This window comes from Microbacterium album (assembly GCF_014643695.1).
Classification (GTDB): domain Bacteria; phylum Actinomycetota; class Actinomycetes; order Actinomycetales; family Microbacteriaceae; genus Microbacterium; species Microbacterium album.
The window spans coordinates 149,002-173,951 of record NZ_BMJY01000001.1; the positions used below are offsets into that span (position 1 = coordinate 149,002).

Here is a 24,950-nt window from a genome sequence, read left to right on the forward strand (position 1 = left end):
CGTCGTGCGACACTCTCGGCGTGTCGCGTTTGACCCGCTCTCGTTGACCGCCCCTAACGTCAGAGTCGGATGATCCTGCGGCAGGGGCATGCAACGTGTCTGGTCGGCCGGTTCGAGCACTCTCCCGCTCGGCCGGCCGACCAGTTTCACATAGCGTCGAACGCGAGCAGGACGACGCCGATGGTGGCCGTCACCAGTAACACGGTCTGCCTCCTCCGCTCCGCCTGCGAGGCCGGCGCTCCTGACATCGCCAACGCTATGTCCGCCTCGGAGAGCGAAGGAGCGCGCTCCAGGCCGTGCGCCTTGAGGAGCGTCACCTGCAACTCGTGAACCTCGTCGTACGGACTGTGGAACACTCCGGGTTCCAGTCGTGACCGCACGGCTGACCGCGCCTCAGCGTCAGTTAGGCGCGCGTACGCCAACTTCTGCACATGCTCTCGAATCCGACGCTCTCGACGCAGGGCAGCGTGCTCGAGCAGGAACGAAGCGCCGCTGTAGAGGGAGCCCAGAATCGGGACGATGGCGGCGAGGAAGGCGAGCACGTTCCGAGAGTAGGGGAGCGAGACGATATGGGCAGCCACCCGATCCGCGACGGGAAGGGGCACCGCGCCTACCGGCGCCAGCAGGCCGCCCTGAAGCGGCGCACGAAGGTCGAGAAGCTGCCGTGCGGGTACGGCTCCCGGTCTGGCTGGGGATGCGGAGAGCAGATCGACCCCGACCTGCCGTCGACGCACCGCCGCAGCTTCACCGCAGACCACGACGAGGCGATCGCCAACGGCGGCAAGCTCGTCGGTCAGGTGCTCGTCCCGATGCACCGCGACTGCAACGCCCGCAAGAGCAACCACGCACCCGTCGAGATCTGGGAGGCATCGTGAACACCATCCACAAGGTGGACGTCGTCATCGCTGAGGGCGCCCCCGACACGACCACGACCGTGCCCGACTCCGGCCAGCCGAGCGAGCCGGAGCAAGTGGACGTCGTCCCAGACCCGCGCCGTCGCATCATCGTGCTGGCCCCGACGAAGCAGGCAGGTAACGACGAAGCGCGCGCGGCCGGCATCGAGCCCGTCGCCGTGGTCACGCCTCGGAGCCTGCACGCTGCACGCGGCATCACCGCCGATGAGCTGTGGGACGCGCCCAGCCTCACACCCGAGGACCGGGAGACGCTCCTCCCGCACGTCCTGCCGTCCATCGCCACCCACAAGGGAGAGTGACCCGTGGCCGCCATCGCTGGAACCCTCACGACCCGCATCCTCGTCGCCACCGGCGACAGTGAACCGACCGAGGTCGGCACCGTCACGACCGACCTGCACGCCACCGGCAACGGCGCAGGCATCACGCTCAGCGCCCGACGGTGGCGACGTGGCCTCGCCCTGGCCTTCCTCCGCATGGCCTGGGCCACCTGGACGATGGGGCGCGAGCATGGCACGCCGTAACGCCGCGACCGAGACGCGGCAACGTCCCATGGCGCACCTGCACCTCGCGTTCACCTCCGTCTTCGTCTCAGGGATAGGCGTCGGGGTGAGCATCGGCACCATCATCTCGGTGCTCGTAAACCGCTGACCGACTGGGGAGATACCCGATGATCAAGCGCCACGCCTACAGCCCGGAGAATGGCCGCCTCGTCGCGGCTATCACCGGCCCCGGATCCATCGAGGGACAGGGGCTCAAGCGCCTGCTTACCCGCGACCCCGTGTACGTCATAGCAGGTCGATGGCTAGTCGGTATCGGACCATGTCCCGACCGTGAAGGCCGGGCCCGGACCCGCCGACGTAACGGACACAGGGAGCTCGTCACCCGTCCTCGAGTCTTCCGCGTCCCCAAGGACCATCCCTGGCGAGCCAAGCGTCCCTGACCGCGCCCAGAAAATTCAGGGACTCCCGGTCGCTGCCAACCTCCCGCGCCGTCCTGGCGCGTTTCTCCCCGCACGGATTGGTGCTCCGCACCAGTTGTCGGGCCACACCAGTTCGGAGGTGCCCTGATGCCCCGAGCGAAGGCTCCGTGTGGCACGTACACCGCGTACAAGCGGCATCTGCGGATGCAGGAGCCGGTGGACGACGCCTGCCGTGTTGCGCAGCGTGAACACGACGCGGCGCGGTCGACGTCGGCGTCAGCGCGGGTAGCGCGACAAGCGGAACCGCCGCCACCGCCGGAGCCTCCTGCGCCGACTCCGACGACGGAGGACGGGCATGTGTCCCGACTCGAGGTGCTGAAGGAGCTGCTCGAGGAGCAGCGGAAGCTGCTGCCGGCGCTTCGCCAGTCGAACCCAGCGCGCGCGTATCTGCTGATGCGGGAGCAGCGGGAGACGGTGCGGGAGATCGCGGAGATTCAGGGCAATGGGCAGGTGAAGGGGGTCACGCTTGCCGACCAACTCGCCGAAGCTCGAGCGGCACGTGCTGCGAGGGCTGCAGGAGCCTAGGCTCTACACCCTTCCGCCGCGCGCGGGGACGCTCGTGGAGGACGCGCTCGATCTGTGGACGGTCGCTGGCCGCGAGCTGGACCCGTGGCAGGAGCTGTCGCTAGACGGGATCTTGTCGATCGATTCGTTCGGCATGTGGTCCTGCACGGAGTGGGGCGAGCTCGTCGCGCGGCAGAACGGCAAGGGCGACATCATCACGGCGTTCTGCCTGGCGAAGCTGTTCCTCTGGCCGAAGCCGGATGGGTCGCCGCGGACGATCGTGTACACGGCGCACCAGTTCAAGACCGCGCAGGAGATGTTCCGCCGGATGCGGTTCATCATCGAGAGTTCCGCGCTGCTCATGGGCGAGCTGCGTGGAGGGTCCCGAGGGATCCGCACGGCTCACGGTGAGGAGGGCTTCGAGCTCGCGAACGGGAATCGGCTGCTGTACCTCGCGCGCTCGCGCAACAGCGGCGTCGGCTTCACGATCGACGACCTCGTGGTCGACGAGGCTCAGGAAGCCTCCATCCCGGCCATGGACGCTCTGCTCCCGACCATGTCATCGGTGGAGAACACGCAGGTGTTGTTCTTCGGGACGGTCCCGGACGAGCTCAACGACGCCGAGTACTGGGAAGGCGTCCGCGATCGTGGACGTGCCGGCAACAGCCCTCGTACCGGGTGGATGGAGTTCAACCCGGAGGGATCGGACGATCCGGAGCTCGCGGAGAAGATTGACATCTACTCCAACGAGGTCGCGGCCGCAGGCAACCCCGGCCTGGGGTATCGCCCCGGCCTGACGCTCCAGCAGATCGCCGACGAGCGTGGCGAGCCCGGCGTCGATGGGCGCATGTCGAAGGACTCGTACCGGCGCCAGCGTCTGTCGATCTGGCCGAGCCGGCGACCGGAGGCTGCGGCGAAGCTGTCCGAGCTCGACCTCGACGTCTGGAAGCGGCACGCCAGGGAGGACGCCGCGGTGGTCGGTGACGGCGTCGTGCTGTCGCTGGCGCTCGGTCGTGGCGGCGGGTTCGCCACGATCGGCAAGGCGGTCCGGGTCGATACCGACGCGATCGCGGTCGAACACCACAAGACGGCGCGCGGCACGCTCTGGGTGGCCGACGACCTGAAGGAGCTCAAGGCCGAGCTCGGCAACGCGTTGGTGGTCCTCGACCCGAAGAACGCGGCCGCTGTGCTTTCCTCGCTCGATCAGGCAGGCATCAAGTACCTGGCGATGAACCTCGACGAGATCGCCGCGGCGCACACCCTGTTCATCGAGTACGTCAACGCCGGGATGGTCCCGCATCGGGATCAGCCAGAGGTGACAAAGTCCCTCGAGTTAGCCACGACGCGAAACATCGGCCGCGCTGGTGTCACCTGGGAGCAGTCGGACAAGACGAAGCCCGTGACCCAGGCGCAGGCGGTCACGTGGGCGCTGTGGGGCGTGCTCAAGTCCGAGGCGTCTCCGAAGAAGCCGCCACCGCCACCGCCTCCGAAGGCGCAGGCCATCACCCGCGACGACGTCGCCCGAGACGAAGCGAACCTCGCGCACGCGCGGTTCTAGACGAGGAGGTGGACGTGCCTGAGATCGGATACCAGGCTGACGCGGGACTCGTCACGTGGGGGACGCTCGTCGCTGAGACGCACGAGACGAACCCGGATCTGCAGTGGCCGAAGTCGATCGACGTGTTCGATCGGATGCGTCGCGAGGATCCGCAGGTGAAGTCGGTGCTCCGCGCGGTGACGCTGCCGATCATGCGCACCGAGTGGGCGATCGACGGCGCTGGGTGCCGGCCCGAGGTCATCGACCTCGTGGCCGCCGACCTCGGGCTTCCGGTGAAGGGCCGGGCGCCGGTCGCGCCGCTGCGCACCAAGGGCCGGTTCTCGTGGAAGGAGCACCTGCGGCTGGCGCTGCTGGAGCTCGTCTACGGCCACTCGTTCTTCGAGCAGGTCTACGACCAGGCGGGCGGGCGGGCGCACCTCACGAAGCTCGCGTGGCGCCCCCCACGCACGATCTCCGAGATCGACGTCGCGAAGGACGGCGGCCTGGTCGCGATCCGCCAGCACGGCACCGCAGGCAGGGGGGACGTGCGGATCCCGGTCGACCGTCTCGTGGCGTACGTGAACGAGCGCGAGGGCGCGAACTGGCTGGGCGAGTCGCTTCTCCGCTCGGCGTACAAGATGTGGCTCCTCAAGGATCGGGTGCTGCGCATCCAGGCACTGACCGCCGAGCGCAACGGCCTCGGCATGCCCGTCTACACGGGCGCCGAGCTGCCCGAGGGCATCGAGGGTGAGGAACGGGAGCGGTGGCTCGCGTCGGAGAAGGACGCCGGGCTCGAGCTCACGAAGAACTTCCGGGCCGGTGAGGCCGCGGGCGCGTCGATCCCGCCGAAGGCGAAGCTCGAGCTGATCGGGGTGACGGGTCGGCTGCCGGACACGGACAAGCCGATCCGCTACTACGACGAGCAGATCGCCCGCGCCGTGCTCGCGCACTTCCTGAACCTCGGCACCGAGACGGGATCGTGGGCCCTCGGATCGACGTTCGCGAACTTCTTCACGGACTCGCTGAACGCCGTCGCGCAGCACATCGCGGACGTGACCCAGCAGCACGTGATCGAGGACCTGGTCGACCTGAACTGGGGCCCCAACGAGCCCGCACCGCGGCTCGTGCCGGCGGCGATCGGCGAGCAGCAGGCGGTGACGGCCGAATCCATCCGAGCCCTCATCGAATGCGGCGCAGTCGTGGTCGACGAAGGGCTGCGTGCATACGTGCGAGACATGTTCGGCCTGCCGGTCGAGGAACTCATCAGCGGCTCGGACGCCGGCGCAACGGGCGCCGAGAACGCGCGGGCGGCGGCGGAGGTCGCGCAGAAGGTCTACCTCGCCACCGACAAGGTCCCGCTCCGACAAGACGAGGCACGCGAGCTGATCAGGCTCGCTGGGGCTGACCTCACCGGCGACGGGCCGGATGTCAGCCGTCTGCCGAACAACCAGCCCGAGGAGGCCGCATGAATCCGTTCCGACCGCTCGGCCGTGCTGAGGGCGAGCGAGCACCGATCCGAGCCGAGCTGCCGTCGAGCAAGACGGCGGGACCGGTGGCGACGATCCGGCTGTACGACCCGATCGACAGCTGGGGTGGCCCGTGGGGTGTGTCCGCGAAGGAATTCGCGCGAGCGCTCGACGAGCTGCCCGAGGACACGAGCGAGATCCGCCTCCTGATCAACTCGCCGGGCGGCGAGGTGTGGGAGGGCATCGCGATCATGAACACCCTGCGCGCACACTCGGCGCGCACGGTCGCGATCGTCGAGGGCATCGCTGCGTCGTCGGCGTCGTTCATCGCTGCGTCGTGCGACGAGCTGGTGATGATGCGCAACAGCGAGCTGTACATCCACAACGCGTGGGGCATCGTCATCGGCGACGCGGCGGACCTTCGAGCAGTCGCGGACGACCTCGAGCAGCACTGCGACCGGAACATCGCGAGCGTCTACGCGGCGAAGACGGGCGACACCGTCGACCACTGGCTCGCCGAGATGGACAAGGACTGGTTCCTCACCGCCGAGCAGGCGGTGCAGGAGAAGCTCGCCGACCGGATCGAGGGCGTCGGTGACGCCGCCTCGGCCAAGGCGAAGTTCGACCTGTCGGTGTTCGCACGATCGGACGGCCGCCGCGCCGCCGTTCGCGCGGGTTCCGCGAAGCTCCCGAGCTCGTCCGAGCCGGGTGACCCCAACCAGAAGGAGGAGCTCACCGTGAGCGACACCATCAAGGCTGGTCTCCGTGAGCGGCTCGGCGTGACCGATGCCGACGCCTCGGACGAGACGCTGCTCGCAGCGCTCGACCAGGCGCTCGAGGAGCAGGCCGAAGCCCCGACGGCGACTGTCGTCAACAACGCTGTGCCCGAGGGCGCGATCGTCGTCGACAAGGCTGCGTTCGAGCAGCTGCAGCGCGACGCGAACGCGGGCCGCCAGGCGAAGGAGTCCATCGACGCGCAGCGTCGCGACGCGATCGTCGCTACCGCGCTGAAGGAGGGCCGCATCGCCGCCGCCTCGAAGGACAGCTGGCGCGCCCAGCTGGACAAGGACGAGGACGGGATCGCCGCGATCCTCGCCTCGCTGCCGAAGAGCGCCGCCGTGCCGGTCGACGAGGTCGGCCACTCCGACACGCTCACGAGCGCTGACGACGCGCTGTACGCCCAGGTGTACGGCTCGAACGAGAAGGAGGCCTGACATGGCTGACTACCTGCCCAAGTTCAAGCCCGGCGAGGCAGTCACCTTCACCGCCTCCGCTGACGTCACCGGTGGCCGTCTCGTGGCCGTGACCGGCGATCGCACGGTCGGACCCGCTGATGCCGACTCGGCGGCGGTGGTCGGTGTTGCCGGCTTCGACGCCAAGTCGGGGGAGCGCGTCACCGTGTTCACCCGCGCCGGCGGCGTCCACCGACTGACCGCGGCCGGTGCGATCGCGGCCGGCGCATCCGTCATCTCCGCCGCGGACGGGAAGATCGCGACGGTCGGCGACGGCACCAACCCCATCGGCCTGGCCCTCGCGGCCGCCACCGCCAACGACGACGTCATCGACGTCCTGTTCATCTGAGAGGAGATGACGTGTCTTTCACCTACCCGGTGGCGCACCCTACGGGGACGCTCACCAAGGAGCAGCTTCACCTGTTCCTCGCGAATCCGCGACTCATCGCCCGACGAGTCGCCGACATCACGAAGATGCGCTTCATCGCGGACTACCTGCTGCAGGGCCGGTTCGACGCGACCGGCGGCGGCATCTTCTACGAGACCGGTGAGCCCGTCTTCGCGGCGGACGACCCGGAGGCCGTCGCGCCGCTCGGCGAGTACCCCACGGTCGTGCTCGAGGACGGCACGGTCGTCTCGGCGAAGACCGACAAGTGGGGCCTCGACACGATCATCTCGGACGAGAAGATCGCTCGTCAGGGACGCACCCCGGTCGACCGCGGCATCCTCCGCGTCAGCAACACGATCATCCGCTTCGTGGACTCGGTCGCCATGGCGGTGATCGCGTCGCGCGTGTCCAGCACCTTCAACTCGGGCGCGTGGGACTCGGCCGGCGCGGCCGTCGAGTCGCTGCTGACGATCCAGGCGGAGCGTGCTGACCTCGGGCTCGGCTTCGAGCTCGACACGGTCGTGCTGCGCCCGTCGCAGTACGCGAAGGTCATCGGCATGCTCATCGACGACAAGGCGCTGCCGCGCGAGTCGGGCGAGACGGCCATCCAGGGCAACCTGCCGGTCAACGCGCTCGGTGTGACGTGGGCGACCACGCCGCACTTCCAGGGCGCGAACCCGCTGCTGGTGGACCGCGACAACCTCGGCGGCATGGCCGACGAGAAGCTCGGGGGCCCCGGCTACGTCTCGGCCGGCGCCTTCGGCGTCGAGGTCAAGTCGATCCGTGACGACGACACCGAGGGCTACAAGGTCCGCGGCCGCCGCGTCACCGTTCCGGTGGTGACCGAGCCGCTGGCCGGCGTCCAGCTCGTGGGGACGGGCCTCTGATGGCCGCCGCGCAGACTGCCGAGCAGAAGGCCACCGCTCAGAAGGCGGCAGCCGATTCGCAGGCATCGGCCGCGGCCGAGCAGGACGTCGCGGCCAAGAAGGCCGCCGAGGATAAGGCCGCGGCTGAGCAGGCGGCGGCTGACGCCGAGCGCGCACGCCTCGAAGCGGCGAAGAAGGCCGCGTCGCAGCTGCAGGTCATCGGCCCGGTGGCCGTTCTGCCGCTGAAGTCCGGTGGCGAGCGGTACGTGTACCGCGGCGCGCCGGTCGGTGACGAGTTCACCGAGGAGGGCGTGAAGCACGCCCAGTCGGTCGGTCTCGTCGGCAAGCCGAAGAAGTAACGAGAAGGGGGGCGGTGCCGTGATCACGCACGACCAGATCGGGTCCGATGAGGACCTCGCTCGCGAGGTGCTCATCATCGGTCGCGACATCGCCCCCTGCCTCGACTCGTTCCCGGACGGGTCGGAGCAGCAGAAGGACGCGATCGCGATCCTGCGCCGCGTCTACAAGACCGCGGCCGCGCGGGGGTCGCACCTCATCAAGTCGCAGGCCATCGGGCCCGCGCGGGTCGAGTACGCCGACATCGCGTCGGCGTTCGACGGGCAGCCCCGCCGCGCCCTGCGGGCGCTGTGCGGCGCATCGTCCGCCGCGGGGCTGCCGGTCGGGTCGTTCCCGAATGAACGCCCCATCGCCCGCCTGTGGCCGGAGCGGTACGGATGAGCTTCCCGTTCGGCAAGACGGTGTACCGCCTTCGCGCGAAGCCGATCCTCGACCCCTACTCGCAGGAGCAGATCGGCGAGGACTGGTCCGAACCGGACGTGCAGCCCATCGAGGGCGCGTTCGTCGCGCACACCTCGACGTCGATGCTGGGCGGCGCGACTCGGTCGCAGGCGCTCGAGGCGAAGTCGCTGTACTGCGGGCCGGCGGACGTGCGCAAGGGCGACAAGATCCGCGACGGCGAGGACGGTGCGATCTACACGATCGATGGCATCCCGCCGGCGTCGGACACTCACCCGTTCACGGGATGGACCCCGGAGCGGGAGATCCCGCTGACCCGCGCGGTCGGCTGACCGGGGAGGTGTCGCATGGCTTACAGGGACCAGACGTCGGTCGACTTCAACGACGTCTACTTCGACAACATCATGAAGTCGGCGGGTGTCGATGCTCTGACGAAGGACGCCGCCGAGCGCGCCGCGGGCGTGGCCCGCAGCACAGCCCCGGTGGACACAGGGTCGTATCGCGACCAGATCCGGGTGGTGGTGCGAGAGTCCCGCTACCGGCGCGTGTACCGGGTCGTCGGGCACGATCCGAAGACGCTGCTGATCGAGTCGAAGACGGGCAACCTCGCCCGGGCGCTGAAGGCGGCGAAGTCGTGAGGGTCACGCCCCCGGACCTCGAACTCTGGCTGACCAGCTACGTCCGGGCGCAGGCGGCCGCTGACGGGCACAACGTGACGGTCAGCAACAAGGAGCCGGCGAACCTGTCTGCGCCGCTCACACGGCCGCTCATCGTGATCCGTGACGACTCCGGTTCCCGCCTGTCGCACGTGACGTTCGACCGTTCCATCGGCGCGTCGGTGCTCGCGGGATCGAAGCAGAACGACAAGCCGGCGAACGACCTCGCGCGCTGGCTGGCTGGAGTGTTGTTCGACCTGGATCTTCCGCTCGTGGAGGGCTGCCCGATCGCGGCAGTGGACCCGAGCGGGTGCAACGGCCCGTATGCCGTTGCTGACGAACTCGACGTGGCCCGCCGGTACATGACCGCTGGGTACACGGTCGTGGGCTCCTGGTGAGCCGCTGAACCCGATACCGCGGATGCGTCGGCAGCCGACGTGACCGCTCCCACCCATATCCGGCCCCGTGATGAGCGGGGCTTTTGTCATGCGAAGGAGAAGCAATGGCTGCCGACAACCAGGGCAACGACCTCGAGGCCGTTGGTGTCCCGATCACGGGCATGGCCGCGTACGCGCCGGTCGATGCGGAGAACGTGATCGCGAAGGCGGAACTCGGTGCGAGCCCGCTCGTGCTGCCCGCCGTCTACAAGCGCCTCGGCCTGTACAAGGTCGATGGTGGCCCCGCACCGGCTCGTGAATCGGGCGACCCGATCGAGTTCTTCCAGAAGGGCTACACGCTCGCGGGCGATGGCACGCGCTCCGTGGTGATCAACCTCGCGGAGCAGAACGCCGCCGTGCAGCAGCTCATCGAGGGCGCCGAGCCGGACGAGAACGGCGTCATCGAGGTGTCCTCGTCGCTGCCGGACAACCGGTTCATCCTGCTCGTCGTCACGAAGTACCGCGGCGGCAAGGAGAAGCGCCAGATCGGTGTCGCGTCGGTCACGGCGGTGGAGGCCGACCAGCAGACCCGCGGCGAGGTGGAGGGCCAGGCGGTGACGTTCACCTGGCAGGAGGACGACCTGTTCAACGGCGCCCCGTTCTGGCAGTGGGGTCCCGCTGCCCCCGGTGAGTCGGTGGACGCCGACGCCTGACGCAGACCGGCTGGCCGGGGTGCTATCGGGTCGCCCCGGCCAGCCTCTAACCCGAACCCGACAATCCCGATTGGAGGGCCACCATGGCCGCACGATCCCCGAAGACGGCGAAGCCCGAAGCGCCGGTGGAGGAGTACGACTTCGACGCGTGGACGCCGGAGGACGAGGAGAAGGCGATCGCGGCGATCGCGCCCGAGGTGAAGTACATCATCGTCGAGCGCACGTTCGTCGGTCGCTTCTTCGACGGAACCATCGTGAAGGCGTCGCTCGCGCTGAGCCTCAACGATGTTGACGCGCTGCAGGCCGAGCACGAGAACGAGATCGACCAGTTCCGTGCCCTGATCAAGGTGGTCGGCGGCGAGGAGAACGTGAGCGCGCTGAGCCGACAGGACATCTCGGACGTCGCCCAGATGGCTACGAAGTACTTCGACGTGCTGCAGCGAATCCAGGGAGCGAACCGCCCGGAATCCTGAGCGTCGCCCAGACCATCCGGGAGCACCGCGGGACCGTAGCGCGCACTCTGCGCGAGACCTTCGGCGTGGGGCTCTCGGATCTGGGTGACGCCGTCACCTGGGGTGAGGCGAAGCTCCTCATCGAGGAAGCCGCCGCCGACCCGTCGACCGCGTTCGGCGCGGAGCTCGCTGGCTGGGCGTATCCGGCGTCGATGCCGGCCTTGCTGGGGCTGATCGCGCAGATCGGCGACGCGAAGGCGTCGAAGCGGGTCATGCCGTGGGCGATGGAGAATCCGCGGCGGCCGAAGGAGACGGCAACGCCTGACGAGGTCGCGGCCGCGGAAGCCGAGCTTGAGGCGGGCATCGTCTTCGCCAACTGACGGGAGGTGCCATGTCGTCCGAGGTCGGTTCGGGGCACATCAGCATCTTCCCGGTGATGACGGGGTTCAAGTCCCGCGTCACGAAGGAGACGAAGTCCGCGGGCGCCGCCGGCGCGAAGACGTTCGAGGGCGGTTTCAAGGGCGCGGGATCGAAGGCTGGCCGCACGCTCGGCCGTGACCTGAAGGCGTCGCTGTCCGCGTCGGCGGGGAACCTCGGCGCGGCGGAGCTGCGGAAGCTGAACGGCGAGGTCGCGTCGGCGTCGTCGGCGCTGTCGAAGGCGCGACTGCGTCAGCAGGACGAGGCCGGCAAGGTCCGCGTCGCTGAGGTCAGGCTGCGGGAGGCGATCGAGAAGTCGGGCGAGGGGTCGTCGCAGGCGGTCGCCGCCGAGGAGCGCCTCGAGGCGGCCCGTCGCCGGCACCAGGCCGCGACCGACGCGGTCGCCGCGGCGTCCGACCGGCTCAAGGGTGCGCAGGACCGTCTGCGCACCGCGACGACGCAGACCGCCGCCGCGTCGCAGGCCGCGTCCCGTGGCCTGCGCGGCATGGTGTCGAACCTCCGCGACGGGTGGAAGGACTCCAACGCGGCGCAGTCGGCGTTCACAGGCATCGCCGGGTCGATTGGTGGCATCGCGCGCGCCCTCTCCGACATCACCGGCCTCACGCTGCTCGGGCGCATGGCGAGGAACGCTGCGGCCCAGGCGGCCAAGGCGTTCACGTCGCTCGCGACGATGGTCGGTGGTCGGCTCGCTGCGGCGTGGACGGTCGCGAGCCGTTGGCTCGGCGGCGTCGGCTCTGCCGTTGGCCGCGCGCTCGCGCCGGTCGGTCGGGTCATCGCGTCGGTCGGCACGACGATCGCGTCGCCCTTCATCAGGCTCGGCACTCGGGTAGCGACGTGGATGTCGCCGGTCACCACTCAGGTGTCCGCGATGTTCTCGAAGGTCGGCGCGTCCGCGGGCCCTGCGTTCTCCCGAATCGTCGGGCACGTGCGCCAGATGTCCGGACCCCTCGGTTCCGCCGCGGCGTCGGCGTTCCAGTCGGTCGTTGGCGCTGCCAGCCGAGCGGGCTCTGCGGCAGGGCAGGCGCTCGGAGCTGGGCTCCAGAACGCGGCCACCGGCGCTGTAACGGTCGCTGCCGCTGGCATCGGTGTTGCTCTCACGAAGGGCTTCTCCCGCCTCAACTCGATCGACACGGCGCAGGCGAAGCTGCGCGGCTTCGGCCACTCGGTCGAGAGCATCGACGCGATCATGCAGGACGCTCTCGCGTCCGTCAGCGGCACAGCCTTCGGTCTCGGCGAGGCGGTAACGGTCGCAGCGTCCGCGGTCGCGGCTCAGATCAAGCCGGGCGAGCAGCTCGAGAACCACCTCAAGAACATCGCCAACAACGCCTCCGCGGCGGGCATGTCGATGGAGGAGATGGGTTCCATCTTCAACAAGGCCGCCACGCAGGCTAACGGCGTCCAGAACGACGTCATCGGCCAGCTCGCAGACCGCGGAATCCCCATCTACCAGCAGCTCGCCGAGCAGATGGGAGTCACCGCCGGCGAGGTCTTCAAGATGGCCTCCGAGGGCAAGGTCGACTTCGAGACGTTCTCGCGGGCGGCGGAGTCCGCGGCGGGCACGGTCGCGAAGGAGATGGGCACCACCGTCCCGGGCGCGGCGAAGAACTTCTTCGCGGCCATGGGCCGGATCGGCGCGAACGCGCTCGAGGGTGTCTACGGCAAGATCGGTCCGCTGATCCAGGCGGCGACGTCGGCGCTCGGTCCCATAGAGGAGCGCGCGAAGGCGCTCGGTGACGTGCTCCTGCGGGTCCTCGGCCCTGCGATGGACTGGCTCACGGATCTGTTCAACAGGATCGGTGAGGGCGCGTCCCTGGCGGATCTCGGCTTGTCGAACATGCTGAGCCTGATCGGCCCGTTGGCGGGTGCGTTCGTCGCTCTCGGCGCGGGCGGGCTGGCTGGTCTGCTGAGCCGGATCCCGATGCTCACGGCGCTCCTCCCGGGGCTGACCGGCGCGCTCGGTCTGCTGGGCGGTCCGCTCGGGATCGCCGCCGCGGCGTTCGCGGGCTTCGCCCTGTCGGGCGGGGACGTCGGCGCCCTGGTGGAGAGCATCACCGGCATCGTCGACCAGGTCGTCGCGGCGCTCCCCGGGCTGGTGGAGCAGGTTGCGCAGTTCGTGCCGAAGCTCGTCTCCGCGATCCTCGAGCAGGTCCCGCAGCTGCTGGTCGCGGCGATCGAGATCGTCACGGCCCTGGTGCAGGGACTGATCGAGGCGGTGCCGGTGCTCGTCGAGGGCGCGCTCGCGCTCGTCGATGGTCTGATCACCGCGATCACCGACAACCTGCCCATGATCGTGCAGGCCGCGATCTTGCTCGTGACCGCCTTGATCGGCGGGCTCGTGCAGGCGGTGCCACTGCTGATCCAGGGTGCGCTGCAGCTGGTGACCGGGTTGCTGGACGCGATCGTCGGGGCGCTCCCGATGATCATCGACGGCGGCGTGCAGCTGCTCATGGCCCTCGTCACGGGTCTGGTGGGGGCGCTCCCGCAGCTGCTCAGCGCGGCTCTCTCGCTCGTGATGGGGCTGCTCGACACGATCATCCGGAACCTGCCGAAGATCATCCAGGGCGGCATCCAGCTGCTCATGTCTCTGGTGCAGGGGCTGATCCGGGCACTCCCGCAACTGATCAGTGCGGCGATCAACCTCGTTGTTCAGCTCGTCGCGGGACTGCTGCGGATGCTGCCTCGTCTGATTGAGGCGGGTATCCAGCTCGTTGTGTCGCTGATCGTCGGGCTCATCAGGGCGATCCCGCAGATCGTTGAGATGATCCCGCAGATCATCGAGGCGATCTGGAACGGGCTGACCTCGGTGAACTGGGCCGACCTCGGCGTGCAGATCGTCCAGGGCATCATCGCCGGGCTCGGCTCGATGGTCGGCGCTGTGGTCGACGCGATCACGAACGTCGCGAAGGCCGCGTTCGACGGCTTCAAGTCGTTCTTCGGGATCGCATCCCCGTCGAAGCTGATGCGCCGCACCACGAAGTGGGTTGTCGAGGGTGCAGCGCTCGGGGTGGAGGACGAGGCGCCGGCGTTCGCGGAGTCGCTGGTCGACATGGCATCGACGGCGTCGAAGCGGGCGCAGGCCGCGATGGGCACGGTGACCGCGACTGTCGCTGGGGCTGTTGCTGAGCGGCGTGCTGGATCGGCTGTGGCTGGCTCCATGGGCCCGTCTGAGACGGGTACCGGCGACAGCGCGGCATTCGTGAACTACGGCACGATCCAGGTCACCGACGAGAAGGCGCTCGTGCGGGAAGTCGAGAAGAAGCGCCGCCGTGGCAACCGGCGGGCCGGAGTGACGGGGGAGGTCTGATGGTCCTCATCCTCAGTGCGCCGCCTGTCGCGCCCCCGGTGCCGCCCGCGCAGTGGGTGGGGCTGGGGATCGAGTGGGTCGCTCCGGATGGCACCGTGTGGGATCTGACGGATCCGAGCAAGGGTGTCGTGCTCGTGCGAGATGGCGTCGAGGGGCTTCACTTCCCGCGGGTGGAGAAGTTCTCCTCGGCGTCGCGCGCCATCCCCGGGAAACGCTCTCGGGGGTGGCGCGCGCTCGCGCGGGACGTGTTCTGGCGGGTGTACATCTACCGGGACTCGTCGGCGGCGTGGCTGGAGCTCTACCGGCGGTTCTTCGATTCGATCCACCCCGACCGGGTGGGGACGTGGCGGGTGACCGCCGGGGACCAGACCCGGGAGCTGCGGCTCACGGGGACGTTCGACGAGCCGTGGGTGTACGACCGGGATCCGCTGTACCGGGGGTGGGCGCTCTACGGTGTCGCGATGGAGGCCGATCAGCCGTTCTGGGCGGGGGCGCCGATCAAGCGTGGCCCGTGGCGGGCGCCGGCTCCGGTGCCGTTCTTCGATGCGGATGGATCGCCACCGCTGCACATCTCGCAGGGGTCGACGTTCGCGTCCGCGCGGATCCCGAATGCGGGGGACGTGGACGCGTGGCCGGTGTGGACCCTAGAGGGCCCGCTTGATCCGGTGGAGGTCGGCATCGGGGAAGCGATCGTGCAGGTGCCGTTCCCGATCCTCGATGGCCAGGTGCTGCGGATCGACACGGACCCGCGGAACGTCACCGCGACGTTGGACGGCGCGGACGTGACTCGCCTGCTGGGGTTCCAGCGGTTCGCGCCGGTCCCTCCTGGCGGGGAGGTGCCGCTGCATGTCGCGGCGGCCGGCGGGGGTGCGGTGAGCGTCGAGCTCGTGCCGCTGTACTTCCGCGCGTTCTGAGAGGGGGCCGGGATGGAGCTGGATGCCCCAGCCAAGCTCGAGTTCGTCCTCTACGACAAGACCGGTGAGTTCCGACAGACGATCGTCCCCAACACGGTGCATGCCGAGCTGTTGTGGAACGGTGCCTCCTTCGCGGAGCTGACGTTCGATGACGACGACAAGGCATGGTCCGACCTCGGCCCCGGATCACGCGTGCGGGTGCTCGTCAACGGGCGGTCGGAGATCCACGGCCCGATCGTGGAGTTCGCCGGCGAGGGGCCGGAGGGCGGGACGACGATCACCGTCGAGGACGACTTCAGGCTGTTCCGGAACCTCGGGTGGCAGGTCCCTGGTGCGCCGATCAGCGGCCAGGGCGCCGCGGCCTACCGTCGCTACACCGGCCCCACGGAAACGGTCGTGAAAGCCGCGTGTGCGGACCTCTCCGCTCGGATGGGCCTCGGGTGGACGATCGCGCCGAACAAGCAGCTTGGGTCCGCGCAGCGGGTGGAGTTCCGCATGCATCCGCTGGTGGACAAGCTCGTCCCGCTGCTCGAGGCGGATGCGCTGACCTGGACGCTCCGAGACGGAGTGGTCGAGGTCGAGGCGGGGGATCTGTTCCCGCGTGTGCTCACCGCGGAGTCGGGGGTGCTCGGCGACTACTCGTGGCGGATCACGGCCCCCACGGCGACGCAGGTCGTCGTCGGTGGTGAGGGTGAGGGCGTCGAGCGTCTGTTCCAGCGGTTCACGAATCCGGCCGCGGAAGCGGAGTGGGGCTTCCCGGTGGAGATCTTCAAGGACTCGCGGATGGCGCAGGGCGTCACGGACCTGTCCCCGGACGGGCGTGAGGCGCTCGCTGAGGGCTCCGCGAAGGTCTCCCTGACCGCGGACCTCATCGAGAACTCCTGGTTCCGCTACGGGGCGTACAAGGTCGGGGATCTGGTGCAGGTGCAGATCGGGCCGGCGGACCATCCGCAGATCGACACGGTCGAGGTCATCACTCAGGTGGTGATCGACGACACGCCCGAGGAGGGGCTGACGATCACACCCCACCTGGGGGAGATCGAGGACGACGGCGACAGCCGGCTCGCCCGACAGGTCGCGCGGCTCAGCGCGGCTCTCCGAGACCTGAGGAGCGCATCATGATCACGAGCGTCGGATACGCCGGCACCGTCTCCGAGGTGGAGTGGGCCGATCTGGCTTGGAGGGCCGGCGGCGCCCGCTACGGGGTGGCAGGCATCGACGACTGGCGAGCCACGGTCGCGATGGGCGACCGCGCGGTGCAGATCTCTCCCGGCAAAGGCTGGGGCAACGGGGTCGTGGACACGTCCGACGCGCCGGAGGTGCTGACAGCGGCGCCCGTGGCCAGCGGCACCCGCTACGACTTGCTGGTCGCGCGTCGGGACTGGCAGACACGGCAGACGACGTTCGCGATCGTGCAGGGCAGCGCCGAGCGCGCGATCCCCGCCCGCGCGACCGACGTGGGGATCGTCGATGAGCAGCCGCTCTGGCTGCTGCGGGTCGTGGCCGGCCAGTCGCAGGTGCAGGAGATCATCGACGTCCGGGTGATTCCGGGCGACGGCGGGATGCTCGCGTTCGACCAGCTCGCCCTGTCCTACCTGGGCCTGCTGGGCACCGTCGTGCGCATCGGGGATGTCGTGTGGTCCCGAGTGCTCAACGCTGTCGGGACGCCAACCTGGCGGTCAGCACCTTCTCCCGACACCGACACCGGGTGGGTGACGCTGACGCCGCAGAACCAAGCCTGGTCGGTGGCGGCGCAGTACGGGTATCAGGCCCTCGCCGTGCGGCGGATTGGGTTCAGCACGGACCTCAGCGGCATCATCCGCAACGCGACTCAGCGCGTGCAGGCGGGGTTCGTGGGAGCGCATGTCCCGGCAGGGTCCCGCCCGCGCGCGCGGACGCTGCTCACCTGCCACATCGCCGGCGTGGAAGCCGTGGTGGAGCCGAACGGGCGGCTGCTGTTCGCCCGCGCGGACCTCGCACCGGGCACGCCGATCCCGCTGGCCGGCCACTGGATCTCCGAGAGCTGAGAAGGAGGCCCGTCATGGGCGGAACCGACACCACGGTGCGGATCGATGGGTGGCCCGTCGCGCCGGGCACCGCACACGCATTCCAGACACGGCTCAAGCCCGCGTTCGAGAGGGCGTTCCCCGGCATCACACTGCACGTGTACTCCGGCTACCGGTCCTACGCGGACCAGGAAGCAATCTTCCGGGAACGGTACCGGGCAGGGGCGCACAGCCCGTACGGGGACTACCGGTGGTGGAACGGCGTCCGGTGGGGGCGCGTGTCTGGCGAGGGCACCGTCGCGGTCCCCGGCACGTCGAACCACCAGTCCGGCCACGCGCTCGACGTTCGCGACTCGGGGCGCGACGCCGGGGTCACCGTCGCGGGCAACGCCCGGTCGAACTGGATCCGCCAGAACGCTCGCGACCACGGCTTCGACCCCGCCGGGTACGGCTTCGCGGAGCCCTGGCACATCGAGTACACCGGCGACCCGTGGGCGGCCCCTGCCGCGGTCGCATCCGTCCAGACCGCTACGGCGGCTTTCTCTGAGGAGGACCCTGACATGCCCATCCACATTCGTCGCGAGAGGGACGGCCACACCTGGACCGTCGTCCCCGGCCTGTACATCAAGCACCACCCGAACGTGCAGAACGGGAACATCGCCGGCTACCTCACCACCGGATCGACGAAGCGGCCCGACTTCCGCAGCCTCAACGACGCCGATCTCAGCATCGCGATGTGGGACCTCGGCTTCCCCGAGCTGAAGGGCGACATCGGCAAGCTCCCGAGGAACGGCGGCTACGTATGGGCCGAGCGTGCGGCGGCGACGACGTGGGTCAAGGACCGCCTCGGTGGCTCGGTCCTGGGCAACGCGCCCAGCATCTCGGCGCTGCTGGACCGGATCGCGAAGAAGCTCGGCGCCTGATGCGGCACCGGATCACCGCTCGAGGAGGTCCCGCCCTATGAGCCCTACCCGTGTCGTCAAGTTCCTGTGGAACTCGATCACCGAGCCGCGACACCTCAAGGTTGCGTACGCGGCGATCTACGCCGTCGTGCTCGGCACCGGCATGGCCACGCTCCTGCACCCGCCCCGCACGATCGAGGGCGAGCTCGGCCAGCTGCTCACGGTCATCTGGTCGGCGTTCCTCCTCCTCGGCGGGTTCGGCGGCCTCCTGACCGTGTTCCCGGGCTGGTGGTGGGCGGAGCGCCTGTCGATCGTGCTCACCCTGACGGGTCTCGGCATCTACGCGCTCGTCGTCGTGAGCCTGCACTTCACGTCCTCGGGGTCCAGGCTGACGCAGCTCGGCACGATCCTCCTCGCCGCGTCACCGTTCATCATCCGCTGGGTGCTCATCCGGAAGTACTCGTTCGAGCCACGCACCCGGGGGTAGCTCATGGACGCCCAGCTGGTCGCCGCGCTCGGCTCCTCCACGGTCCTCGGCATCGTCATCACGAAGGTCTTCGACTGGGTGCGGGACGCCCGGGCGGGCCATCTGCAGCGACGTCGTGCCGAGGTCGACCGTGCCATCACGGAGCGCGACAAGGCGCTCGTCGCGCTCGAGGCGTCGGAGTGCGCTGAGGAGGACGCGGCGCGCCGCGTCCGCATCGTCGAGGAGTCTCTCGCGATCCACCGTCGCGTCATCATCGACGCTCCCTGCCTCGGCCCCGAGGCGCTTCCCACCTACCCGTCCCGAAAGGACTGACGATGCTCACCAACCTGACCAGCAAGCTGTGGTGGCGCGACGCCGCGCTGCGCGCCCTGTACACGGCCGTGGCCGTCGCGCTGCCCTACCTCGGGGCCACGCTCATCACCGAGGTGCCGTGGCTCACGGTTATCCTCGCCGGCGGGCTCGGCGCGGTCGCGTCGCTCGCCACGTCCCTCGCAGGCCTCCCGGAGGTCGAGGGCGTCGACCTGCCGTGGTGGCTGGCCGCTGTCGAGCGCACCGTGAAGACGTTCGCGCAGGCCCTGGGCGCCGGGTTCGTCGGCGCGACGCTCCTGACCGACGTCGACTGGCCGATGGTGCTGCAGGCGGCCGCTCTGTCCGCGCTCGTGTCGCTGCTGCGCCTGGTGCTCGCCACGCTTCCCGCCGACCCGACCATCGCGCTTGTGCAGGAAGAGGAGCGCCGATGATCGACTTCTTCCCGGTGTCCCTCGCGGTGGACCCGGAGTCCCCGACCGTGATCGTCCCGAACGCGCAGGCGGAGGTCTTCGCGGCGTCCGACACGGGCTTCACGATTCCGCTGCCGATCACGGACCTCAGCGACGTGCCGATGACGCTCGTCAGCGGCCCGACCGGGATCTACCCGGCGTTCAAGGTCGCGACGGGTGAGACGCAGGTGCTCGTCCGGTCGGGCGGTCTGGTGACGCCGATGACGTCGGTCCTCGGGCAGCTGCTCGAGGTGATCCCGGACCCGCGGGCCGCAGCGGATGGCGACGTGCCGATGGTGCAGGGCGGCGAGTACCGGGCCGTGCCCCTGCCGACTGCGCAGGAGATGCAGGAAGCGATGGCCGCCACGGAAGAGGCCTCGCGCGTCGCGCAGGAAGCGGCGCGGATCCTCCAGGAGCTCGTCGATCACTCCGGCACTCCGCTGGTCCCCGACCCGGACCGCGAGGGCACCTTCCTCATCCTCAATCCCGTGGCGATCGCGCCGAACCCCGCCCGTGAGGGCACCTTCACGATCGGAGGAGCAGCATGACGTACGTGCCCGTGGGCATCGACGAGGACAACAACCTGCCGCCGGCAGCGCGTCAGGCGCTCGCCCAGTCGGACGAGCTATCGAACACATTCGTTGAGCTCGACGGGCTAACGCTTGATGCGCGTAGGTTCGGTGTCGCCGCGGATGGTGTAGCGGACGACACCGCCGCGCTGCGAGCGTGCTCGGCTGCCGCGTCGAGCGCAGCGGTCGCTGCTTCCCGGCCAGTCACGATCCTGCTGCCGGCGGGCCCCATGCGAGTTACGGGCGCGATCGGCACTCTGGCCTCCAACGGACGATACGAAATCCCTTCACGCGTGCGCTGGATCGGCCGAGGACGGGGGGTCACAGAGTTCCGGCCTGAGGGCTCTGGATACAGCCTCTTCACCCGAAAAGGCGGTGCGAGCGCCCCGCTTCTCGGCGTGGAGTTCGCCCACTTCGACATTCGCGGTGACGGTTATACCCAGCCGGGCGCGTACAACCCAGAGTTCGGCAAGGGAATCTTCGGCCAGTACTTCCTTGGCGCGTGGTTCCACGACCTCGGCATCTTCAACACGCTCGCGACCGGCCTAGGTGTGGACTTCCTCGCTGGGGGGTCGATCATCGAGCGTGTCTGGGCGGAAGGCTGCGGGCGTGGGTACACGGGGAACTTCGAGGGCAATATCGGTGCGTCTGGGATCGGTATCGGCACTCGGGGGTCGTGGACGGCGAGAGAGGACCTCGTCGTCCGCGACTGCATCGCGATCAACAACAAGAACAACGGCCTCTTCGACGAGGACCAGTTCATGCCTAACAAGGCTCCCGCGTTCGGGACGCGATACGTGAACTGCCTCGCGATCGGCAACCGGATTGGCTTCGCCTCGAAGGAGTCCAACTCACGGTTCATCGCGTGCGAGGCCTACGGGAACTCGCAGTGGGGCGCAGCTGTCGGTGACGCGGCCAGATTCGAGGGCGGCTCGTACTCGCGGAACGGCGATCCGGCCGATGCTGTGAGCTACGGAGACGGGATCGTCGTACGCCGGCACGAAGGCGACCTATACGGCGAGCCGACATTCTCGGGCAGCGTCCTTGTGGAGGGCAATGCCCGGTCCGGCCTGCGCTACGAGTTCCGCAGCGCCACGGCGAAGATGTCTCCTCTCAGCGGCATTGTGGCTCGTCGGAACGGTCAGTCGGGTGTCCTGTTCGTTGCTAGCCCGACCTCGCTTGCAATGCCGCGGGTCTACCTGGGCAGCATCGTCACTGAAGACAACGGACAGTTCCTGGTGTCCAATCGTCGAGCGGGTGTGACCTTCACCGGGACGGCGAGCATCGCCGAAATCCACGCTCTCGGTGGCACCTACCGAGACACGGGCGGCGGGACGCAGGAGCGAGCCATCCACGTGGTGGGGTCCTCCGTGGCTGTGGGGGGCGGCGAAGTGCAGGGGAACGTGATCAGTGGGCACACCCTCCAGGCGATCCGGTTTGAGAACACCGCATCGGAGGCGAACGTCTTGGTTCGCGGCAACGATGGGCTGAGGAGCGAAGCGCGCGGCGTTGCGACCATTCCCGATGGGAACATGACGGTCACAGTCGCGCACGGGCTGTTCAAGACGCCCACAGACATCGTGGCCACACCCCGCGGTACTGCGACCCCGCTGGCGGTCGACACGGTCAACGCCAACACCTTCCGAGTCACCCGGAGCCCTCTCACAGCGGGGGCTCTGGACGTGAACTGGCGCGCCGCGGTGTGATCAGCGAGCCACGGGCACCCGTCGACGGGAAAGGAGGGACTGCATCCCGTCGACGGGTGCCCGAAGCAGGCCGAACGCGCGATACCAGAAGTCCCGCAAACCCACCTCGATAATTCGGTGCAGCAGCCATGCCGAGACGATCAGACCGACGATCATCGCAGGGTAGACGAGCCACAGGTTTTCGTTGGTGCCGACTCTGTTCAGGACGGTATAGCCAATGTGGGCGTGCAGAAGGTAGATCGGGTAGGTGAGGTCACTGGTCGGGCGCGAGAGCGGGATCCGTAGCGTCTGAACCCGAGGGATCCACAGCAACGCGATCAGCACGAAGAAGATCGTGATGAGCCCGAGAACGACAGGCAGGGACGCCGAGAAGGCGTGGCCCGCATCCCAGGACGGGAAGCGCCGAGCGACGAACAACAGGGACGCAGCGAAGCCCGCGGTCAGTCCGATCACCCGGTAGACGCTGAAGCCACGCGACTGGATCGACGCCATGATCGCCCCGGACGCGAAGAAGGCGTAGAACGTCCCCATGTACGGCAGATTCGAGATCGAGGGCAACGCGATGTTGAGGGCGAGCATGACGATCGCCCACGCGGGGAAGAACGCGTCTAGGAAGCGTCCGAGCCCGACCATGATGAGGGCGAACACCAGAAGGTAGAACGAGATCTCATACGTCAGGGTCCAGTAGACACCGTCGATTGCGTTCTGATCGAACATCCCGGGCACCATGGTCAGGTTCGCGAGGAATTGGACGGGCGTGACCTTCATATCTGGATTGCCCCAGAACGTAACGACGAGAGTCGTGGCCGCCATAGCGACCCAATAGGCAGGGAACAGACGCACCCCTCGCCCGACGACGAACTGCCCTGCCGACTTCCCGCGTGCGGATTGCGTGACCACGTAGCCGCTGATCAAGAAGAACAGGTGCACACCGAAGTAGCCGTAGATGGCGATCGGCGCGAGCATGCCGAATCCGACCTCGCTGACCTTCCCGTTGTTGATCCCGTTGAAGAACCAGTGGAAGCACACGACCATCAGCGCGGCCACGAATCGCAGCACGTCGAGCAGTTCGAGGCGGCGATGCTTCGCGGGTTCGCCGACGGCAAGGGGTTCAGCCATAGCCGAATCGTAGTGGCGCCCTGTCTCCACTATCGAACGCAGTACATGGGGGTCTCTCGACCCCGCGAAGCACGATCGCCCCTCCCGGGTGAGCTACTGACACCGCACGCGGTGGCTGGCTCCCCGGGAGGGGCGGTTTCGTCGTGTCCGGGGTCAGCGGCGGCGTCGCCGCAGGCGCCCCTCGAGGAGCTTGAACACGAGCGCGAGCGCGACGGCCGCGCCGACGAAGGCCCACGGCCCGGGGTTCGCGGCGATGGCCGACAGCAGGAAGCCAGGCGCCTGCAGGACGGCGTCGAGGATGATCGCGCCCAGGTCGGGCATCTCGGGGGTCACGAGCGCGAGCATAGCGGTGTCCGCGCGCCTGCGTATGCTCTTCTTCTCGGCCGGAGAAGGGGACCGGTCTATGCGCAGCGAACGCGAGTGGCATCCGATCATGGCCGCGGTGGAGGATGAGCCGGCCCGGTGGCGGATGCTGGACTCCCTCGGCAAGGAGTACGCCCGAATCGAGCTGCGCCGTGTCGCCGGCGGCGGGCTCCGCTACAAGGTCGAGTTCCGTGGCGAGCTGATCGGGTGGGCGACGTCGCTGCGCGTCGCATGTGAGGGCGCGCACAGGGCGTTCCTGCGCTCCCACGGCCCGAACGTCACCAGCGCCGCACCGACGCCGGAGCAGCTCGCGGAGCGCCGCAAGCGAGGGTCAGTCACGCTGTGAGTCGGCAATACGTCCCAGGTGCTCTGTCTGCCGCTCCTGCTGCATCCGGTGCTCGTGCGCCAGCCACTCCGGCGAGTTGATCACGTGGGGGTTGGGCGTCATGCCCGGCACGTACCCGCCCCGTCGGTGCGGAGAGGGGAGGCGTTCGACGATGACAGCCCCGATCGCGCCGACTGCCGCGCACGCCCACACCATCCACGCATGGAACTCACCCAGGACGAACAGCGCGAGCCCGAACGCGAGCAGCGCACCGAATGCGCCGCCCCCGACCGCTCCGCGAACGAACGCGTACAGCACCTTCACGATCCCGCCTCCATGAGTGCGACTCTAGCGGCGACCGTCACCAACCGGGTAGCGCCGGCCCGTCCGTGCCGGGTCGGTCGACCTCGGGCCACGGCTCGAAGCGCCCGCATTCCGGGCACCGGTCCCCACCCTCGGCCGGTCGCATCACGACCATGCAGTGCGGGCACGTCGGCTGGGTGCCGTCCATCACACCCGCCGGACGTGCAGCAGCGCCCACCCCTCGGGCATCGCGGCGCGCACGGCGTCGATCGTGTCGCCCTCGACCTCACGGAGCCCGTCGCGCCGCTCGAACCGCCCGACCGCCTTGAGCGCAGTCGACCCGGCGCGCATGTCAACAGTCGTGGCCACGAGCTCCCATCCGTGCGGGATCTGCCGCTCGAGCTGGACGCGCACGTCGGCGAGGGACTCGCCGTCGACGGGCACCTCGCGGGACTCCATGGGACGAATCAGACCGATCAGCACGACCACAGCCTATGTCGGAGGGGTGTGGCATCGTGGCCGGCGATGCCTGCCCCCACGCCTGCCGACCTCCTCGACTTCGAGCGCGCCCACCCACGCCACAACGGGTCGAAGGAAGAGAAGATCATCCGTGAGCTCGGCATCGGTCCGGCTCGCTACTACCAGTTGCTCGCGCGCGTCGCCGCCTCCCCCGAGGGGATGCAGCATGATCCGCTGACCGCGCGCAGAGTGCGTGAGCGGGGCAGTAGGCGCCTCGTGGCGTGAGCCTGCCCAGTTTTTGCCCATACTTTGCCCACATCGACCACCTTTGACGCCCCCGGAGGCCCCTTCATCGCCCGCATATTTCCGCGGTTGGCGCACCGTTCAGCGGTGCGGAATAGGGTTCAAGTCCCTGGGGGCGCACCATACTCGGCATTCGTCCCACAGTCTCGGATCG

At 68.9% G+C, this 24,950-nt stretch carries 35 protein-coding genes; 30 read left to right on the forward strand and 5 right to left on the reverse strand.

Going from position 1 to position 24,950, the window contains the following annotated elements; translation table 11 throughout:
• Positions 1-146: 146 nt before the first annotated feature.
• Positions 147-542, reverse strand: coding sequence for a hypothetical protein (locus IEX37_RS00790; RefSeq protein WP_188754344.1), 396 nt, complete (start codon positions 540-542; stop codon positions 147-149).
• A 27-nt stretch (positions 543-569) separates the two neighbouring features.
• On the opposite strand from IEX37_RS00790, the gene IEX37_RS00795 reads away from it, so the two are divergent.
• From IEX37_RS00795 to IEX37_RS00930, 28 genes are all read left to right on the forward strand, one after another.
• Positions 570-875 (forward strand): hypothetical protein, encoded by a 306-nt coding sequence (locus IEX37_RS00795; protein ID WP_188754345.1) that lies wholly within the window; start codon positions 570-572, stop codon positions 873-875.
• Positions 872-1,213 carry a hypothetical protein gene (locus tag IEX37_RS00800; RefSeq protein ID WP_188754346.1) on the forward strand — a complete coding sequence of 114 codons (342 nt, stop codon included), beginning with the start codon at positions 872-874 and terminating at the stop codon, positions 1,211-1,213. The genes IEX37_RS00795 and IEX37_RS00800 overlap by 4 nt, the downstream gene beginning before the upstream one ends.
• Positions 1,214-1,216: 3 nt before the next feature.
• On the forward strand, positions 1,217-1,435 hold the full coding sequence (locus IEX37_RS00805; protein ID WP_188754347.1) for a hypothetical protein: 219 nt from the start codon (positions 1,217-1,219) through the stop codon (positions 1,433-1,435).
• Positions 1,422-1,562: a hypothetical protein gene (locus tag IEX37_RS00810; protein ID WP_188754348.1), complete on the forward strand. Its 141-nt coding sequence runs from the start codon at positions 1,422-1,424 to the stop codon at positions 1,560-1,562. The genes IEX37_RS00805 and IEX37_RS00810 overlap by 14 nt, the downstream gene beginning before the upstream one ends.
• Before the next feature lie 628 nt (positions 1,563-2,190).
• The gene (locus IEX37_RS00815) at positions 2,191-2,418 is read left to right on the forward strand and encodes a hypothetical protein (RefSeq protein ID WP_188754349.1); all 228 of its coding nucleotides are present in this window, start codon (positions 2,191-2,193) and stop codon (positions 2,416-2,418) included.
• Positions 2,360-3,955 carry a terminase large subunit domain-containing protein gene (locus IEX37_RS00820; RefSeq protein ID WP_188754350.1) on the forward strand — a complete coding sequence of 532 codons (1,596 nt, stop codon included), beginning with the start codon at positions 2,360-2,362 and terminating at the stop codon, positions 3,953-3,955. The genes IEX37_RS00815 and IEX37_RS00820 overlap by 59 nt, the downstream gene beginning before the upstream one ends.
• Before the next feature lie 14 nt (positions 3,956-3,969).
• Positions 3,970-5,403 carry a phage portal protein family protein gene (locus IEX37_RS00825; RefSeq protein WP_188754351.1) on the forward strand — a complete coding sequence of 478 codons (1,434 nt, stop codon included), beginning with the start codon at positions 3,970-3,972 and terminating at the stop codon, positions 5,401-5,403.
• The gene (locus IEX37_RS00830; protein WP_188754352.1) at positions 5,400-6,614 is read left to right on the forward strand and encodes a head maturation protease, ClpP-related; all 1,215 of its coding nucleotides are present in this window, start codon (positions 5,400-5,402) and stop codon (positions 6,612-6,614) included. Before IEX37_RS00825 ends, IEX37_RS00830 begins: the two co-directional genes overlap by 4 nt.
• A gap of 1 nt (position 6,615) precedes the next feature.
• Positions 6,616-6,981, forward strand: coding sequence for a capsid cement protein (locus tag IEX37_RS00835; RefSeq protein ID WP_188754353.1), 366 nt, complete (start codon positions 6,616-6,618; stop codon positions 6,979-6,981).
• Between the two features lie 11 nt (positions 6,982-6,992).
• Entirely contained in the window at positions 6,993-7,907 is a 915-nt protein-coding gene (locus tag IEX37_RS00840; protein ID WP_229662989.1) for a phage major capsid protein, read from the forward strand.
• Entirely contained in the window at positions 7,907-8,245 is a 339-nt protein-coding gene (locus tag IEX37_RS00845) for a hypothetical protein (protein WP_188754354.1), read from the forward strand. The genes IEX37_RS00840 and IEX37_RS00845 overlap by 1 nt, the downstream gene beginning before the upstream one ends.
• 19 nt (positions 8,246-8,264) lie before the next feature.
• The gene (locus tag IEX37_RS00850) at positions 8,265-8,624 is read left to right on the forward strand and encodes a hypothetical protein (RefSeq protein ID WP_188754355.1); all 360 of its coding nucleotides are present in this window, start codon (positions 8,265-8,267) and stop codon (positions 8,622-8,624) included.
• Positions 8,621-8,974 (forward strand): hypothetical protein, encoded by a 354-nt coding sequence (locus tag IEX37_RS00855; RefSeq protein ID WP_188754356.1) that lies wholly within the window; start codon positions 8,621-8,623, stop codon positions 8,972-8,974. The genes IEX37_RS00850 and IEX37_RS00855 overlap by 4 nt, the downstream gene beginning before the upstream one ends.
• 15 nt (positions 8,975-8,989) lie before the next feature.
• Positions 8,990-9,280, forward strand: a complete 291-nt coding sequence (locus IEX37_RS00860) for an HK97 gp10 family phage protein (RefSeq protein ID WP_188754357.1) — start codon at positions 8,990-8,992, stop codon at positions 9,278-9,280.
• Positions 9,277-9,696, forward strand: a complete 420-nt coding sequence (locus IEX37_RS00865; RefSeq protein ID WP_188754358.1) for a hypothetical protein — start codon at positions 9,277-9,279, stop codon at positions 9,694-9,696. Before IEX37_RS00860 ends, IEX37_RS00865 begins: the two co-directional genes overlap by 4 nt.
• A gap of 104 nt (positions 9,697-9,800) precedes the next feature.
• Complete coding sequence (locus IEX37_RS00870) at positions 9,801-10,388, forward strand: hypothetical protein (RefSeq protein ID WP_188754359.1); 588 nt, start codon at positions 9,801-9,803, stop codon at positions 10,386-10,388.
• A gap of 83 nt (positions 10,389-10,471) precedes the next feature.
• Positions 10,472-10,861 (forward strand): hypothetical protein, encoded by a 390-nt coding sequence (locus IEX37_RS00875; protein WP_188754360.1) that lies wholly within the window; start codon positions 10,472-10,474, stop codon positions 10,859-10,861.
• A 65-nt stretch (positions 10,862-10,926) separates the two neighbouring features.
• On the forward strand, positions 10,927-11,220 hold the full coding sequence (locus tag IEX37_RS00880; protein ID WP_229662990.1) for a hypothetical protein: 294 nt from the start codon (positions 10,927-10,929) through the stop codon (positions 11,218-11,220).
• Between the two features lie 11 nt (positions 11,221-11,231).
• A complete protein-coding gene (locus IEX37_RS00885; RefSeq protein ID WP_188754361.1) occupies positions 11,232-14,582 on the forward strand; it encodes a phage tail protein in 3,351 nt (1,116 codons plus the stop codon).
• A complete protein-coding gene (locus tag IEX37_RS00890; RefSeq protein WP_188754362.1) occupies positions 14,582-15,496 on the forward strand; it encodes a hypothetical protein in 915 nt (304 codons plus the stop codon). The genes IEX37_RS00885 and IEX37_RS00890 overlap by 1 nt, the downstream gene beginning before the upstream one ends.
• A gap of 12 nt (positions 15,497-15,508) precedes the next feature.
• Positions 15,509-16,618 (forward strand): Gp37-like protein, encoded by a 1,110-nt coding sequence (locus IEX37_RS00895; protein ID WP_188754363.1) that lies wholly within the window; start codon positions 15,509-15,511, stop codon positions 16,616-16,618.
• Positions 16,615-17,523: a hypothetical protein gene (locus IEX37_RS00900; protein ID WP_188754364.1), complete on the forward strand. Its 909-nt coding sequence runs from the start codon at positions 16,615-16,617 to the stop codon at positions 17,521-17,523. Before IEX37_RS00895 ends, IEX37_RS00900 begins: the two co-directional genes overlap by 4 nt.
• A 14-nt stretch (positions 17,524-17,537) precedes the next feature.
• Positions 17,538-18,425, forward strand: a complete 888-nt coding sequence (locus IEX37_RS00905; protein ID WP_188754365.1) for a M15 family metallopeptidase — start codon at positions 17,538-17,540, stop codon at positions 18,423-18,425.
• Positions 18,426-18,462: 37 nt separating this feature from the next.
• On the forward strand, positions 18,463-18,891 hold the full coding sequence (locus tag IEX37_RS00910) for a hypothetical protein (protein WP_188754366.1): 429 nt from the start codon (positions 18,463-18,465) through the stop codon (positions 18,889-18,891).
• A 3-nt stretch (positions 18,892-18,894) separates the two neighbouring features.
• Positions 18,895-19,203: a hypothetical protein gene (locus tag IEX37_RS00915; RefSeq protein WP_188754367.1), complete on the forward strand. Its 309-nt coding sequence runs from the start codon at positions 18,895-18,897 to the stop codon at positions 19,201-19,203.
• 2 nt (positions 19,204-19,205) lie between these two features.
• On the forward strand, positions 19,206-19,631 hold the full coding sequence (locus tag IEX37_RS00920) for a holin (protein WP_188754368.1): 426 nt from the start codon (positions 19,206-19,208) through the stop codon (positions 19,629-19,631).
• Positions 19,628-20,197 carry a hypothetical protein gene (locus IEX37_RS00925; RefSeq protein ID WP_188754369.1) on the forward strand — a complete coding sequence of 190 codons (570 nt, stop codon included), beginning with the start codon at positions 19,628-19,630 and terminating at the stop codon, positions 20,195-20,197. The genes IEX37_RS00920 and IEX37_RS00925 overlap by 4 nt, the downstream gene beginning before the upstream one ends.
• Positions 20,194-21,924, forward strand: a complete 1,731-nt coding sequence (locus IEX37_RS00930; RefSeq protein ID WP_188754370.1) for a hypothetical protein — start codon at positions 20,194-20,196, stop codon at positions 21,922-21,924. Before IEX37_RS00925 ends, IEX37_RS00930 begins: the two co-directional genes overlap by 4 nt.
• Here IEX37_RS00930 and IEX37_RS00935 read toward each other — a convergent pair whose 3' ends face one another.
• Together IEX37_RS00935 and IEX37_RS00940 are read right to left on the reverse strand one after the other, a co-directional pair.
• On the reverse strand, positions 21,925-23,043 hold the full coding sequence (locus IEX37_RS00935) for an acyltransferase family protein (protein ID WP_188754371.1): 1,119 nt from the start codon (positions 23,041-23,043) through the stop codon (positions 21,925-21,927).
• A 153-nt stretch (positions 23,044-23,196) separates the two neighbouring features.
• On the reverse strand, positions 23,197-23,376 hold the full coding sequence (locus IEX37_RS00940; RefSeq protein WP_188754372.1) for a hypothetical protein: 180 nt from the start codon (positions 23,374-23,376) through the stop codon (positions 23,197-23,199).
• Between the two features lie 70 nt (positions 23,377-23,446).
• On the opposite strand from IEX37_RS00940, the gene IEX37_RS00945 reads away from it, so the two are divergent.
• Positions 23,447-23,752, forward strand: coding sequence for a hypothetical protein (locus tag IEX37_RS00945; RefSeq protein ID WP_188754373.1), 306 nt, complete (start codon positions 23,447-23,449; stop codon positions 23,750-23,752).
• On the opposite strand, the gene IEX37_RS00950 is transcribed toward IEX37_RS00945, so the two are convergent.
• A complete protein-coding gene (locus IEX37_RS00950; protein WP_188754374.1) occupies positions 23,738-24,055 on the reverse strand; it encodes a hypothetical protein in 318 nt (105 codons plus the stop codon). The two genes, IEX37_RS00945 and IEX37_RS00950, sit on opposite strands and share 15 nt — an antisense overlap.
• Before the next feature lie 186 nt (positions 24,056-24,241).
• Entirely contained in the window at positions 24,242-24,517 is a 276-nt protein-coding gene (locus tag IEX37_RS00955; protein ID WP_188754375.1) for a hypothetical protein, read from the reverse strand.
• 42 nt (positions 24,518-24,559) lie between these two features.
• Here IEX37_RS00955 and IEX37_RS00960 point away from each other — a divergent pair, with 42 nt between their 5' ends.
• A complete protein-coding gene (locus tag IEX37_RS00960) occupies positions 24,560-24,778 on the forward strand; it encodes a DUF3263 domain-containing protein (RefSeq protein ID WP_188754376.1) in 219 nt (72 codons plus the stop codon).
• Positions 24,779-24,950: the final 172 nt, after the last annotated feature.